Source organism: Gemmatimonas sp. (genome assembly GCF_041689975.1).
Classification (GTDB): Bacteria; Gemmatimonadota; Gemmatimonadetes; order Gemmatimonadales; family Gemmatimonadaceae; genus Gemmatimonas.
The window spans coordinates 1-14,088 of record NZ_JBDNFF010000289.1; the positions used below are offsets into that span (position 1 = coordinate 1).

Genomic DNA, 14,088 nt, shown 5'->3' on the forward strand with positions numbered 1-14,088 from the left:
GTTCGACGTGGTCGTCTTCAACGAAAGCATCTACTACCTGCACGACACCGCAGCGGGACTGCAGCGCTATGAGCGCTTCCTGCGACCGGACGGCATCGTGCTGATCTCGATGCATGGCAAGGAGCGCAATGACGAGATCTGGGCGACGGTCGACGCGCGGTATACCGTTCTCGACGCAGTCACCATGCAGAATGCGCGTGACGTGAAGTGGACCACCAAGGCGCTCGTGCCGCCCGGAAGCACTTTCGTGCTTTCGCCGCAGGCCCCGTAGCGTTCTCAATATCGCGTTTCGTTCCGCTGGAGCCCTTGGGGATACTAGTTGCCCGCCATTTTCTTGCGGACAGACTCACACGAGGATTTCAAAGGTGAGACAAGTACGCAGTGACAGTGGGCTGAACGGATCACACAGAGGCAAGGAGCAAAAGAGCAAACGAGAAACTGAGCCTCCTTTTCTCTTTTCCTCTTTTGACCTGTGTGATCTGTTCTTCGAATCTCTGCCAGCGAACCAGTCGAGCCGCCGCTATCCTCGGGAAGCATTGTGTAGAGCGCCGAAAAGATCTTCCACGATGAAGCGATCGGCGATGATCGAACCCGGTCGGATACCGCCAGGGGCGGTAATCACCGTTGAAGCGCGCCCAACAATTATCGTTCCACCAGCCGCCGCGCGGGCGCAAACCCTCCGTCGACGGCAACGCGCTCGAGGGCGCTGAAGACGTTGGTCCGAAACACGACGAAATCGAGGGCCGCGTCGATCGTGGCGGTTTCGGTCAGCGCCCCGAGCGCCGTCCTCGCGGCGTCAAGCTTGTCTCGATCGATGTGAATATTCTTGCGCTTCCGGATAACGGGCGCGCGACCGACAGGGACACGGGATTTCGCCTTACAGGCTCCGCGTGAACGGAATCTGTACAATGCAGCGCCGCATACAGCTACGGACAACATTTTAGCTGTACAGCTCGATGCGACAGTCAACCGACAAGGCAAGCCGGCCGCCGCATGGCAGCCGATCCTGTTCCCGGAGATCGAGCTTTATCAGCGCGCCAACGCCGGCAATCCCGCGCGCTTCGCCACCGCCGCGAATCGCGGATCCTTGCGGATCGGACCGACAAAGTTCGGATACAGCCACGAGATCAACCGGTCGCGCGTGGCAATGGCGGTGTCCAGTTCGCGGAAGGCACCGTCGAGGTCTCCGAGCGCCGCCCGTTGGTACGCGCGGAACGTGGGCGGAATCGTTCTGTTCTCGATGAAAGCGCGCCGCACGGCGTCACGACCGCCCGCCTGCCAGAGTTTTCGGAGGCCGTCCGTCATCGACTTGTCTGGGAAGTGGTTGAAGAACCCACTCGAGTCTACACGATCTAAATCGATCGCCATGGCGTTGAGATGCGAGGGTACGAAATCCGGATCGAGGGCCAGCGCCTTCTCGAACCAGCGATACGCTTCATCGATCTGTCCGTGCGCCTGGTACGCCAGGCCAACGGTGTTGAGCGCGATGGGCGACAATCGGTCGGGCGCGACCCCCCGCTGCGCCATGACGAGTCCCTCGTCGAACCGTCCAACCGCGATACGTAATTCGCCGTACCACGAATACGCCGTCGAATACCCAGGACGCAAGGCAATGGCGCGTCGGAGTGCGCTGTCGGCGCCCGCCCATTGCCAAGCCTGCGTCGAGACGCCGCCGAGTGTTGCCTGCGCCTCGCCGAGATTCGGGTCCAATCGTACGGCCCGCGCGGCGGCTTCCCGCGCCTCGCGGTCCGTTTTCGTGGCGTCGGCCGTCGGCGCGTAATTCGGTAGCACCGGATACGCGTCGCCCAGCCCCGACCAGGCGGACGCGTACCGCGAGTCGCGAGCGATCGCCTGCTTGAAGCAATCGATGGCCTTCTCGAGGTTTGCCTGGCCGCGCTTACCGAAGTAGAAGCGGCCTTGCAGGTACAGATCGTAGGTCACGGGATCTCGCGTCTGCGCCGCCGCACGCGCGGGGGCCTGCGCAGCGAGCAGCCGTCCCTTGAGCGCCATCACCACGGCTCGCGCCACTTCGTCCTGCACGGCGAAGATGTCGTCCGCGCTCCGATCGAAGGTCTGCGACCAGACATTCACGCCGGTCGCGGTCTTCACCAACGGCGCCGTGATACGAAGTTTGTCTCCCGCGCGCTGCACCGTCCCCTCGAGCACGGTGGCCACACCAAGCGGCCGTCCGATCTCGCGCACGTCTGTGCTCTTGCCGCGAAACGAAAAGGCCGACGTACGCGCCGTCACGTTGAGCCCCGGCACGTTGGCCAGCGCGCTGATCAGCGTCTCGGCGATCCCGTCGCCGAAGTAACCGGTGCTCTTGTCTTGACTGAGTTCGGTAAACGGGAGTACCGCTACCGACGCGGTGTCGGCGGCCGCTGGAGTGCTGATACTCGACGACGCTGGTCCGCGACCGCGCCACCAGAATAGCACAGCGAGCACGAAGCCCACCGCGCCGAGTGCGAGCGCGATCCGCCGCATACGCCCGCGAGCTGAAGATTCAACGGCTGACATCAGTACATTCGGCGGCTCGGTGAGGAGGATACCTGCAGTTAGCGCCGACCATCATGACGCACCACGCAAAGCTGGCCTGACCGTGTGATCCGTCATGTACCCCTAGGTCCACGGCGTTCCTCGCAGTAGTTTCGCCCCGTACCGTAGTGCGGCCACCCCGCCCGGCCGCCACTACCACATTTTCCGGAGCGTTCGTGAGTCAGTCGCAAGGCTTCTCGTCCCGATGGGCCATGATGCTGGCCATGCTCAGCATGGCCGTCGGCACCGGCAACATCTGGCGTTTCCCCCGTATCGCCGCCACCAACGGCGGCGGCGAGTTCCTCGTGGCCTGGGTCGTCTGCCTCTTCGCCTGGTCGATCCCGCTTATCCTCGTGGAGTTCGGCATGGGGCGCATGACGCGCCTCGGACCCATCGGCGCCTTCGTGCGCACGGTGGGCAAGAAGTCGGCATGGATGGGTGGCTTCATCGCCTTCGTGGCCGTCGCCATCATGGCCTATTACTCGGTGATCTGTGGGTGGACGCTGCGCTATGCGATCGCCGCCGGACTGGGCGAGGTGACCGGCGACAACTCCGTGAGCTTCTGGCGCACGTTCTCGACCACGACGGCGCCGGTGCTGCCGCACGTGATCTCGATTGTGGGCGCCACCTTCATCGTGGCCAAGGGCGTGAAGGGGATCGAACGCACCACTACGATCCTCATGCCGATCCTGATCGGCATCATCCTGCTGCTCACCGGTCGCGCCCTCATGCTGCCGGGCGCCAGTGCGGGGCTCGACTACTTCTACGGCGTAGACTGGGAGAAGCTGGGCAATGCCAACATCTGGCTGCAGGCGCTCACGCAGAATGCATGGGACACCGGCGCGGGCTGGGGGCTGGTGCTCACGTATGCAGCGTACATGCGGCCGAATGAAGACACGGCGCTCAACGCATTCTTGCTCCCCGCAACGAACAATCTCGTGTCGCTCTGCGCCGGCATGATGGTGTTCTGCACGGTGTTCACCGTCGTGCCGCAGCTGGTCGCATCGATCGCCAGCAATCCGCAGGCATTGGCCGACTTCCCCGATCTCGCAAAAGCCGTTACCTCTGGTGCACCGTTGAATGCCGATCTGGTGCAGAACACGATCTTCGGTGCCGGCAACGAAGGTGTGACGTTCATCTGGATTCCCAAGCTCTTCTCCACGCTGCCGGCCGGCGGCCTGTTCATGACGTTCTTCTTCCTCGCGCTCTTCTTCGCCGCCTTCACCTCGCTCATCTCGATGGTGGAACTCGGCACGCGCGTGCTGCTCGACATGGGCTGGACGCGTGCGCGCGCGGTGTGGGTGGTGGGCGCGTTCGGACTCGTGCTTGGGCTTCCGTCGGCCTTCTCACTCGACGTGTTGCACAACCAGGATTGGGTGTGGGGCGTCGGCCTCATGCTCTCCGGACTCTTCTTCGCCATTGCGGTCATTCGCATGGGTCCGGCCAGGTTCCGCGCCGAACAAATCAATCATCAGTATTCGAACATTCGCGTGGGTGCATGGTGGGACTTCGTGATCCGTTTCCTCGTCCCGTTCGAGGCCATCGCGCTGATGGGCTGGTGGATGTGGCAGGTGCGTGGCGAAGGGGCACTCGATCCGTTCGGCATCGAGAACATCGGAACCATCCTGATGCAGTGGACTATCGTGTTGGTCCTGCTGTTTCTGTTCAACGATCGGCTCGCGAAGATCGCTCCGTCGGAGACGGCGGAGATGGACGCGGGCCGTATGCCTCCGAGCATTCCATGACGCACATTCGTTGGGCCACAAGCCTCGTACTCGTCGCTGTAGCCGGCGCGACCTCACTCAGCGCGCAGTCGTCGAAGCCGATCGGCCTGATCAAGGGTGGCACGGTCTTGCTCGAGCCGAAATCAGTGACGCGCAACGGGGGGATCATCACCGCCGCGCTGCGCGTGCAGTTTCACAAGCCCACCAAGGTGCCGGGCGGAAACTGGTACAGCTCTCGCACGATACTCATGCTGAATTGCCGCAAGCAGGAGGTCGCCGTGAAGGAGAACTGGTACTACAGCAACGCCAAGGGCACGAAAGTGGCGCAGCACAAGGAAGTCGGGATTCCCGGATACGCCACGCCGCTCCCTGGATCCATGCCGAAGGCGGCGCTCGACCATCTCTGTCAGTCGAGATAGGCCATGCGACGGCGAACGGGAGTGGCTTACGCGCCCGTTCGGAGCACGCGCTCGGTGGTGAGCAACGCCCCCATGGCGGTGGCCGAGCCACCCGCTTCGGGGGTGAGAATGGTGGCGCCGTAGAACTTGGCCACGAGTCCGAACACGCGACGGATGCTTTTGAGATCCGTTAAATGGCCCACGATCACCACGTGCGGCAGCGGCTGCGCACGGGCCGCATTGATCGCAATCACAGCGATCACCTGCCCCACCATGTTCACCAGGGCCGCCGCCGTGTCTTCGCGCGACGCGCTCACCGGATGACGAGCCACGCGTCCGAAGTTCACGGCCGTCGTTTCCGGCGGCAGGCTGCCAATGGCACCGCCCAGCACTTCGGCAATCGTGAGATTGTGCGTCGTGTCCGAACCGCGCTGCGCCAGCGCGTCGATCTCGCGCGGATCCACGGTGTCCAGCAGCAGTCGGCCGAGTCCGACCAGTGTGCCACCACCGACACCGGTCCCGGTCACATGGTGCGCGTCGTTCAGGGTCGCAGCCACGCACGCGGTCCCCGACCCGGCGCTGGTCACGAGCGCCGACTCGAGATCGGCCAGCGCGAGTCCGCCGCGTCCGATCGCCCGCACTTCATCCACCCGATGCAACACACGATCGTCGATGGTCTGCGGCAACAGCGCGCGATTGCCGCCGGTCACCGCGATCCACGCGAAATCGTGCGGCGAGACACCGCCCGCGTCGAGCACGCGTCGCACGCGCGCTTCATCAGGCTGCCCTTCGCTGGGTAGTGTCCAATGGCGCGTGACGTGGCCGTCGCGCACCACGACGTCGGTGTTACTGGCGCCGAAGTCGATCGCCGCAGAGGGGCTCACTGACCCGGGTGGTACGTGCGCTTCGCGTTCTTCTCCACGTCGTCGCGGTAGTAATTGACCGTCTTGAATTGCCCCTTCGCGTAGTCCTCGGCCTGATTCATGAAGTACGGAGACGCCGGGTCGCCGCTCACACCGCCCGCGAGCGACGTCTTGGCTACGATACGCGGCCCGAATTCGACGGCCGCGACAAAGCTATTGCCACGGTTGCCGTAGATGCGCTTCGTGCTGTGCACGCCGTTCTGCGAGAACGCCGCCAGCGAACCCCAGTTCGACGATGCGAACGGCACCGGGATGCTGGGCTTCGCATCGTCGTACACCGCCGAAATACGGCCATCGAGACGCTGGAAGCGATTTATCTCGCCCCATGGTGTCTTCCACGTACCGAAGTCGCTCGTCAGCTTGTCGACGCTGCGCACGAGGGCACCGAGCATCACCGCGTTGTCACGCGCCGCAGCACGATTGCCGCGAGTGACCCGCGCGAGTTCGTCACCATACGCGTTGGCCAGCGACATCGCGACCGATGTGACACCGAAGCGATAGTCCCAACCGCGCAATACCGCGATCTGGTCGGCCAGCTTGAGGCGCAGCGTATCGGCGCCGGGCAGCGCATCCCACGCGCCCACGAGCGGCGGAATGCTCTGCTCGAACGCCGGCAGATAGCTGTCGTACGCGGCGGCGATGAGCTTGTCGACGGTGAAGTCGGTGCGGCCGCTCAGCATGCGGATCGCGTGCACACCACGGGCGTTCTCGTCCTGATACTGCGACATGTACTTCGGATAGTCGCCGATCTTCGGGCTGTTCGGACCGGCCGCGGTGAACGGCCAGTTGTTGGTGTTCATCAACCAGCCCGTCGCCGGATTCGTGACCATGATGGTTTCTTCGATCGCGTGCAGTCCCTGCCACTCGGTGTCCGGCGTGCCGCCATCGACCGGGCGCGTGTAGTCGTACTGCGGATTGCGCTTCGGAATGAAGTCACCGTTCACGAACGCGATCGTCCCGGCCGCATCGGCGTACACGGTGTTGTTCGACGAGTTCGTGCGCAGTTCCATCACCTGCTTGTAACTCGCGAAGTCGCTGGTTTTTGTGCGGCCGAACGACTGCATCAGCGCCTTGATCGGCTCCTGCATGAGACGCACGGCCACCCACTTGCCGTTGTCGTTGCGGATGATCGGCCCCTGATGGCTGAAGTACGCCGTGACTGTCTTGCGCTGTATGCCCGCCGCCGTCTTGTACGGCAGCACGATGCGCTTGGCCTTCATTTCGCGCTCACCACCGGCGTACTCGTAGTACACCTTGCCGTCGCGCTCGGCGACCGTGAGCTGATACTCGTCGGCCACATCCCCGCCACCGGTGGTGTGCATCCAACCGTTCTTGTCGTTGAAGCCTTGATAGATGAAGAACTGTCCCCACGTGACCGCGCCGTAGGCTTTCAGCCCTTCCTCGCTGTTCACGTGAATTTCGGGACGGAAGTAGTGGTCGGTGTGCGGATTGATCAACAGCAGCGCGTGACCGTTGGCCGTGTTCTTCGGCGCAATCGCGAAGCCGTTCGATCCGGTAGGCTCGCGCGGCTCGAACTCCGTGTCGCGCGCTTCGCGCGGCGGCGCCGTTGGCGACATCCCCATGCGCGGCGCGTAGAACCGCTCGATGCCCACGGTGTTTACGCCGGCGATGTCGCCGCCGATGCTGCCTTCGGTAAACGTGAGCGCCATCCATGGCTCGAACTTCGTGAGCAACTTCGGCTTTACTTGGGGGTGCGTCGCCAGATAGTAATTGAGCCCATCGGCGAAGCTGTTCATCAGCGCCTTGAGCCACGCCGGGCTCTCGGCGTACTTCGCCTTCATGTCGAGCGTGTCGATGAAGAGCTTCATGCGCAAATCGCGCCAGAGCGCACCTTCGCCCTCCACTTCCGACGTGCGTCCCATCGCGGTGATGTAGTTGGTCTCCACGCGATTGAAGTCGTCTTCGGCCTGCGCGTACACCATGCCGAACACGGCATCGGCGTCGGTCTTGCCGTACACGTGGGCGATGCCCCACTGATCGCGCATGATCGTGACGCGGTCGGCCTGCTGCTTCCACGGGGAGGGCTGCGCCGACGAGACAACCGGCGCGAGCAGCAGGGTCGCCGCGATGACGGAACGGAGCATGGTGCGCATGGAAGGACCTACGGATGTTTACAGGTGAGAACTACAGGCGGTACACCGAAATAGCACTGTCATCGAAGATCTGCGTGTGCTGCGGCTTCACGATAGTGGGGAGCACGTGCACGCGCGCATGCTCGATCGCAAGGATCGTGGAAAACTTCTGCCGATGCCAGCTCTCGATGAGCCGGTCCAGCATCTTCGACTCGTATGGAGGATCGGCGAAGGCGATGTCGAATTTGCCCGACGGCAACTGGCCCGCGAACGGCAGTGCGTCTTTCTTGTAGATGCGCGTCTTCTCACGAACGCCAAGCAAGGCGATGTTGGCCTTCAGCGCGTGCAGACTCGAAGGACGGAACTCGACGAAGTCGACATACTTGCCGCCGCGCGACAGCGCTTCAAGTCCGAGCGCGCCGGTGCCGGCGAACAGGTCGATGATGCGCGCCCCTTCGAGATCGTTGCGCAACAGTCGCATGAGGGCGACGCGCACCGTCTCCCCAGTGGGGCGCACTCGAAAATCATTGGGTGAAGTGAGATGTCGTCCCGCGAACTTGCCGGCCACAATGCGCATAACGGTCTTCTGAACTACTCGGGGAAATTGCGCATGCGATCGGAACGAAGTGCTCGAGGAGGCGCGGGGGAAAGGAACAGCGAACGGCGCTAGGAATCAACGGCGCTGGGAATGAGGGGCGCCAGGAATAAATGGCGCCAAGAAGAAACCGCGAAACGGCGAGAAGCGCGTTGGCGCCGTCTGCTGTTTCGCGGTCTATATCCTAGCGCCGTTTACTCCTGGCGCCCCTCATTCCCAGCGCCCCTCATTCCTGGCGCCGTTTGCCCCTGACTAATACCGCGGCCATCTCTGCGGCGTCCCTACAGGTGCGCGCCCTCGTTCGATCGCGTCGCCGATCACGCTGCCGATTATGTCGCCGGTTCCGCCTACGCGGGCGCCAATGCGGCCGCCATTACGCCCGCCGTTGCGGCGGCGGTCGTGCTCCTCGCAACGGTCTTCGCCGGCCCCGCCTCCGCGGATCACCACGCCGATGATGCCGCCCCATCCCCCGCCCCGGCGGCCGTTCTCTCCCTCGCCGACGTGCCCGCCACTGGTGCCACGATCTCGACCGTCGTTGTCATCACCACGCGCCGACGGGCCCGCAGTGGAAACGGCTTCCGTCGAAAGGTCGGGCGGCCCCTGTATTACGCCCGGTTCCGGGCGCGGGGAGGGTGTGGGCTCCACCTGCTCCGTCGTGACCGTAGCCGCCGCCGGCGCTTCGTTCACCGATGCCGAGGCCACCGTCTCCGTGGTGGGTGCGCTCGGAGTCGGTCGCGCCGTACGGCGCGGGATAGCCACCGCGTCGCGCCGACCGCGCTGATCGCCACTCGGTGCGCCCATGGGTCCACCTTCCAGCGCCGATACCACCGCCGTGCGCGGGCCTTCGGCCGCCGTGGCCAGTTGGAGGTCGCGCTCGAGGTCGGCCGTCATCGCCGAAGGGTCGCGCTCTCCGCCACAGCCACCCAGCGCGAATACCGCGGCCATCCCTGACACGACCGCCGCCGTCTTGATAGTCTTCCGCATGCGCTCCTCCTGGCCGCCGGGCCATGGCCGTCGGGCATGCACTCGGCCCCTGCCGAGTGACCCCTCATGTGAATATGTAAAGCAATGACCGCGCCAGCCAGAGCCTGCGCGCGCTCAGAGGGAACCGTTCCGTCCCGTGCGATGAACCGTCCCCTCACGGTGACAACCAGTGTCCTCCAGGAGAGAACGTGAACACTGGCAGCATTCAACGAGCTCAGCCGTGAATCCACTCGGCGCAGGGCACCCAGCGCGGCGGGCGGCCTCGCTCGTTATCCTCACGGTGAGCCGTCCCCCTGTTCCGATCGGGCCCCCGTACTCCAGGCCACCGATGCGCCCTCCCTTACACCGCTTGCTCGCCGCTCGTGTCGTCGCCGTCGTGACGCTGTCGGCGACAACTGCCTGCACCGACCCGCTTCGGGTGTCGCCCAACGATCGGCGCGCCATTGCCGATTCCCTGAGCGCCCTCGTCACCAACGCCTACGACTTCTCGAAGCCCGACCCTGCCGCGCGGTTGCTCAGCCTCTATCCCGACAGCGGTCGCATCATTTCTGCGGTCGCCGGACGGGTCACCACCGCTCGCGATACGCTCGCCAGTGAGATCGCCGGATTCTGGCAACGCGTGGGTCGGAACATGCAGAACCCGCGCTTCGTGCTTGGCTCCACCTACGTGGACGTGATCACGCGCGACGCCGCCGTCCTCACGCTCGTGTACGGCATTCCGCACACCACGCCACAGGGCGCGCCGCATACCGTGAGTGGCGCATGGACCATGCTCTGGCGTCGTGAGAACGGCCGCTGGCGCATCGTGCAGGAGCATCTCTCGGACACACCCGAATCCACGGCGCCGGGACTCGCGTCTGAGGTCCCCGTCACGTCGACCCCACCTTTGCATCAGCACTGATCCTCATGATCACGGCCTCCCGCTGTTCCCGTCGCGCCGCACTGCTCGCGGTCAGCCTCGCTTCACTTGCCGCGCCCGCTGCCGCGCCCGCGGCCGCGCAAACGGTGCAACTTCGCTTCGACGCGTCGGTCGCCTCCGGTCCGATCACCGGTCGCGCCTTCGTGTTCATCACGCGCACCGATCGCCGCGAGCCCCGTCAACAAGCAGGCTCCAACGGCAGCAGCGAACCGTTCTTCGGCGTCGAGGTCGACGCGCTACGTCCCGGTGATGTCGCGACCATCGATGCGACCACGCTCGGCTTTCCCGTGGCCTCACTGAAAGACCTGCCCGCCGGCGACTATTTCGTGCAGGGCATGATCCTGCCGTACACCAAGTTCGCGCGCGCCGATGGTCACACGATCTGGGCGCACATGGACTCGTGGGAAGGCCAGCGCTTCAACAATGCCCCGGGTGCACTCGTCAGCGCTGTACAGAAGCTGCGCATCGACCCGGCCGTGAATCCCACCATCTCGCTGTCGCTCACCAAAGTGCTGCCACCCGTCGAGACGCTGGCCGATTCGCCGTGGGTGAAGCGTTTCAAGATGACCTCGAAGAAGGTGAGCGCCTTCTGGAATCACGACATGCCGCTCGGTGCCGTGGTGCTGCTGCCCAAGGGCTACGAGCAGAACAGCACGAAGCGCTATCCCGTGGTGTACACGGTGGGGCACTTCAGCGAGCGCGCACCGTTCGGTTTCACGTTCGAGGGATGCGAAACGCCGGAGACCGCGCAGGCGAAGGCCGCCCGTCTCGTGCGCAGCGCCCGCGAACCCGGCTGTGAATTCCAGCAGGCGTGGACCGCCGGAACGGTGCCCGAGTTCATCGCCGTGTTCATTCAGCATCCGACACCGTTCTACGACGACAGCTACGTGCTGAACTCCGCCAACAACGGCCCGTACGGCGACGCAATCACGCAGGAACTGATTCCGGAAGTCGACAAGCGCTATCGCACCATCCCGTCGTCATATGCGCGCACGCTCACCGGGGGATCGACCGGTGGCTGGGATGTGCTGGCACTACAGGTGCACTACCCCGACGTGTTCGGCGGCGCGTGGTCGCTGTATCCCGACCAGCTCGACTTCCGCAACTATCAGTTCGGCAACGTGTACGCCGACGCCAATGCCTTCAGGATGAACGAACGCTCGTGGCTGCCGCGCGAAGTACCATCGAGTCGCTCACCGGAAGGCATCACCGAGCTCACCGTGCGCGAAGAAAGCACCGCCGAACTGGTGATTGCCACCAAGGGACGTTCGGGCGGTCAGTGGGACGGTTGGCAGGCCGCGTGGGCGCCGGTAGGGGCCGATGGCTATCCGAAACCACTCTGGGACAAGCGCACCGGTGTGATCGACAAGAGCGTGGCCGAGGCCATGCGGGCCAACGGCTACGACCTGCGCGACTACGTGGAGCGTAACTGGTCCACCATCGGCCCGCGCTTGGTGGGCAAGCTGCACGTGGCCGTGGGTGACATGGACAACTACTTCCTCAATCTCGGCGTGTATCGCTTCGAAACGTTTCTCGAGAGCACCAAGGAGCCGGGCAAAGGACCGTACTACGCCGGCAAATTCGACTACGGACGTCCCCTCAAGCCGCACGGGTGGCAGCCGTGGAGCAATCAGGAGTTGCTGCGCATCATGGACGCGCAGGTGAAGCGCAACGCGCCACGACCGTAACGGAATACCAACGTTACAGCTGCCCCGTACTGCCCCAATTCGCCAACAGCGCGACATACGCGGGGTCGTCGTATCGCGTGGGCAGAAACGCGTGTTCGTAGTCTGGTCGCGCCGCACCGACGATTTGGGCGGCGAGCAGTTCGGCGCACGCCGGCGCGGCCATGAGACCGAAACCGGAGAACGCGGCGCACACGTATGCGCCACGCACGCCGCTGGGGCCCACCAGCGGCCGGTTCTCGGCGGTCTTGGTGTAGTAGCCACCATCCACATACGCCGGCGGCAAGCGGTCGAGATACGCAGCGAGGCCGGGCGCGAGTGACGTCATGCCGCGCAGCACCAGCTCCGGATACAGCGCGTCGTCCGGCATCGGGAACTCCGGTACGCTGAAGTGGTGCGCGCTGTGGTAGTCCCACAGCATCAACACCGTGCGACTCGCGCCGTAGCCCTCAGGGCGCAGATGGATGCCCGCCGGCATCGGCTCGGTGAGCCATCGCGTCGCATCATCGGTGGCGAGTTCATCGCGCTCCTCGTCGCTCCACTCGAGCTGCTGCGCATCGTCGAGAATCACGAGACCGGTGTCGCGATCGATCACGCCGGCGGTATCCTCCATCGCAATCTTGTAGTGCGCTTCCGAAAAGAGCGGCAGCACGGCACCGGCCAGTTCGCCGACTTGCGCCGCATACGGGCCGGCTGCATTCACGAACACCGGCGTCACGATACGCACCGACGTGCCATCGGGATGCGCGATCTCCACGCCCTCCACGACACCCGACGGCTGTAGTACGCGCAATACGTGGCCGCTCACGAGCTGCACGCCAGCGGCCTTCGCTTCCTCCAGCAGATACATGCCAAGCTGCTGGCCGCTGAACCATCCACATCGGCGCGCGTGCAACACCGCGACGATGTCAGTGTGCATCCACGGGAAATGCCGTCGAATCGCGTCGCGATCGAGAAACAGATCAGCACCGTCGGGCACACCGCGAAAGCCGCGATGCGGACTGCGCTCATACGCCGCCGCCTCAGTCACGGAGCGATACGTACGCACCGAACCGGCTCCCTGCGCACTTGCCCGCGCGGCATCGGCCACGAATCGCTCGGCCGTGGTCTCATCACGCGTCGCGTAAAGATAACCGCGTCGATTGAGCCCAAAGCGGTCATCGCTGGCGTCGGACCACTGTTCCAGCAGATCGATGCTGCGATTGATGAGCTGCACCATGGCATCGTCGGGGCCGGGCCACCAATTGCGATACGCTTCGGTGCTCTTGTCGCTGGTGAGAGTTAGAGGAGCGCGCGCGTCGACAAGCAAGACATTGCGCACACCGTGCGTCACCGCCAGCGCGTGCGCGACAGCGATGCCGGCAATACCCGCGCCGCAAATCACGACATCCGCTGTCGTCATGCGAGCGCGTCCTTCTTCGCGGACCGCCGCGTGGCCCACAGCGCGCGCTCTACCATCACCGGCGTGAACTCGCGCATCAACGTAGCCGAGAGTTGCGCCGATCGCTCACGCAGTGCCACGGCGTACTTGGCGTAGTAACCGTTGGTCCACGCCACCGGTCCGAGCTGCGGCACTTGCGCCGCCACATCCTCGTCGAAGAACGGGTAGATCGCCGGCGCCATCACGGCGAGCAGCGCGGACGCCGTGGCGGCACCGACACCCTTGAGCGCGACCAGCGCCGTGATCGGTTTGGTCGGGTGCGGCAGCTGCTCCCCCGCCGATCGGCTCGCGTTGATCACATCGTCAGGCGCGTTGCTGCGCACCAGCACGAGATTCGGCGCACGCCATACGCCACGCGCCATCTTCCACTCGGTGATGCGCACCATTTCCTCGTGCAGCACGTAGCCCGGTGCGCGCGAAGCGATCAGCGCCGGCAGCTCGGAGCGGTACCACGTGTTGTGACCGCGCAATCGTCCCGACGGTACCGCGGCAATCGCCGCGTCGTAACCGGCGAGTGCGTCGTGCCATCGGCTGTAGCTCTCGGACCTCCACAACGGTTCAGTCGCCACACTCACGAGCAGTGGCGCCCAACGACCGACATCATTTCGTCTCCACCTGCGTCTTGAGCGACGCCAGCCCATCTTCGAAGTCTTTGCCGATCAGGGTGTCCATGTTCATGAACACCCCAACGATCTTGGAGAGAAAGGAATTCGCGCCCCGCATCGCCCACGTGACGCGCGTGCCACCGTTTGCCGACTCGAGATTGAACTCGACGACGTTGTGCCCTTCGA

At 64.4% G+C, this 14,088-nt stretch carries 12 protein-coding genes and 2 pseudogenes; 6 read left to right on the plus strand and 8 right to left on the minus strand.

Annotated features, from left to right (window positions below; genetic code table 11):
• Together ACESNG_RS17525 and ACESNG_RS17530 are read left to right on the plus strand one after the other, a co-directional pair.
• A pseudogene (locus ACESNG_RS17525) lies at positions 1–271 on the plus strand (hypothetical protein); the annotation flags it as partial.
• Between the two features lie 353 nt (positions 272–624).
• On the plus strand, positions 625–894 hold the full coding sequence (locus tag ACESNG_RS17530) for a hypothetical protein (protein ID WP_373064108.1): 270 nt from the start codon (positions 625–627) through the stop codon (positions 892–894).
• A 135-nt stretch (positions 895–1,029) separates the two neighbouring features.
• On the opposite strand, the gene ACESNG_RS17535 is transcribed toward ACESNG_RS17530, so the two are convergent.
• Positions 1,030–2,517: a tetratricopeptide repeat protein gene (locus tag ACESNG_RS17535; protein WP_373070046.1), complete on the minus strand. Its 1,488-nt coding sequence runs from the start codon at positions 2,515–2,517 to the stop codon at positions 1,030–1,032.
• A 194-nt stretch (positions 2,518–2,711) separates the two neighbouring features.
• Between ACESNG_RS17535 and ACESNG_RS17540 the strand changes: the two genes are divergently transcribed.
• Together ACESNG_RS17540 and ACESNG_RS17545 are read left to right on the plus strand one after the other, a co-directional pair.
• Positions 2,712–4,280, plus strand: a complete 1,569-nt coding sequence (locus ACESNG_RS17540) for a sodium-dependent transporter (RefSeq protein WP_373064112.1) — start codon at positions 2,712–2,714, stop codon at positions 4,278–4,280.
• The gene (locus tag ACESNG_RS17545; protein ID WP_373070048.1) at positions 4,277–4,678 is read left to right on the plus strand and encodes a surface-adhesin E family protein; all 402 of its coding nucleotides are present in this window, start codon (positions 4,277–4,279) and stop codon (positions 4,676–4,678) included. The genes ACESNG_RS17540 and ACESNG_RS17545 overlap by 4 nt, the downstream gene beginning before the upstream one ends.
• 26 nt (positions 4,679–4,704) lie before the next feature.
• Here the strand turns inward: ACESNG_RS17545 and ACESNG_RS17550 are convergent, their stop codons facing one another.
• From ACESNG_RS17550 to ACESNG_RS17565, 4 genes are all read right to left on the minus strand, one after another.
• Positions 4,705–5,541: a Fumble domain-containing protein gene (locus ACESNG_RS17550; RefSeq protein WP_373064116.1), complete on the minus strand. Its 837-nt coding sequence runs from the start codon at positions 5,539–5,541 to the stop codon at positions 4,705–4,707.
• Positions 5,538–7,694: a penicillin acylase family protein gene (locus ACESNG_RS17555; RefSeq protein ID WP_373070050.1), complete on the minus strand. Its 2,157-nt coding sequence runs from the start codon at positions 7,692–7,694 to the stop codon at positions 5,538–5,540. Before ACESNG_RS17555 ends, ACESNG_RS17550 begins: the two co-directional genes overlap by 4 nt.
• Positions 7,695–7,725: 31 nt before the next feature.
• Positions 7,726–8,250 (minus strand): RsmD family RNA methyltransferase, encoded by a 525-nt coding sequence (locus ACESNG_RS17560; RefSeq protein WP_373064120.1) that lies wholly within the window; start codon positions 8,248–8,250, stop codon positions 7,726–7,728.
• Between the two features lie 270 nt (positions 8,251–8,520).
• On the minus strand, positions 8,521–9,252 hold the full coding sequence (locus tag ACESNG_RS17565; RefSeq protein WP_373064122.1) for a hypothetical protein: 732 nt from the start codon (positions 9,250–9,252) through the stop codon (positions 8,521–8,523).
• A 349-nt stretch (positions 9,253–9,601) separates the two neighbouring features.
• Here ACESNG_RS17565 and ACESNG_RS17570 point away from each other — a divergent pair, with 349 nt between their 5' ends.
• Together ACESNG_RS17570 and ACESNG_RS17575 are read left to right on the plus strand one after the other, a co-directional pair.
• Positions 9,602–10,153, plus strand: coding sequence for a DUF4440 domain-containing protein (locus ACESNG_RS17570; RefSeq protein ID WP_373064124.1), 552 nt, complete (start codon positions 9,602–9,604; stop codon positions 10,151–10,153).
• A gap of 5 nt (positions 10,154–10,158) precedes the next feature.
• Positions 10,159–11,859, plus strand: coding sequence for an alpha/beta hydrolase-fold protein (locus ACESNG_RS17575; protein ID WP_373064126.1), 1,701 nt, complete (start codon positions 10,159–10,161; stop codon positions 11,857–11,859).
• Positions 11,860–11,872: 13 nt separating this feature from the next.
• Here the strand turns inward: ACESNG_RS17575 and ACESNG_RS17580 are convergent, their stop codons facing one another.
• The 3 genes and pseudogenes from ACESNG_RS17580 to ACESNG_RS17590 all read right to left on the minus strand — a co-directional run.
• Positions 11,873–13,258, minus strand: coding sequence for an NAD(P)/FAD-dependent oxidoreductase (locus tag ACESNG_RS17580; RefSeq protein WP_373070052.1), 1,386 nt, complete (start codon positions 13,256–13,258; stop codon positions 11,873–11,875).
• Positions 13,255–13,872, minus strand: a complete 618-nt coding sequence (locus ACESNG_RS17585; RefSeq protein WP_373070054.1) for a hypothetical protein — start codon at positions 13,870–13,872, stop codon at positions 13,255–13,257. Before ACESNG_RS17585 ends, ACESNG_RS17580 begins: the two co-directional genes overlap by 4 nt.
• A gap of 25 nt (positions 13,873–13,897) precedes the next feature.
• A pseudogene (locus tag ACESNG_RS17590) lies at positions 13,898–14,088 on the minus strand (polyketide cyclase); the annotation flags it as partial.

Coding starts and splice junctions, on each gene's coding strand:
- ACESNG_RS17535 (WP_373070046.1), bottom strand. CDS start 2,517: ATGTCAGCCGTTGAATCTTCAGCTCGCGGGCGTATGCGGCGGATCGCG.
- ACESNG_RS17580 (WP_373070052.1), bottom strand. CDS start 13,258: ATGACGACAGCGGATGTCGTGATTTGCGGCGCGGGTATTGCCGGCATC.
- ACESNG_RS17565 (WP_373064122.1), bottom strand. CDS start 9,252: ATGCGGAAGACTATCAAGACGGCGGCGGTCGTGTCAGGGATGGCCGCG.
- ACESNG_RS17555 (WP_373070050.1), bottom strand. CDS start 7,694: ATGCGCACCATGCTCCGTTCCGTCATCGCGGCGACCCTGCTGCTCGCG.
- ACESNG_RS17575 (WP_373064126.1), top strand. CDS start 10,159: ATGATCACGGCCTCCCGCTGTTCCCGTCGCGCCGCACTGCTCGCGGTC.
- ACESNG_RS17560 (WP_373064120.1), bottom strand. CDS start 8,250: ATGCGCATTGTGGCCGGCAAGTTCGCGGGACGACATCTCACTTCACCC.
- ACESNG_RS17545 (WP_373070048.1), top strand. CDS start 4,277: ATGACGCACATTCGTTGGGCCACAAGCCTCGTACTCGTCGCTGTAGCC.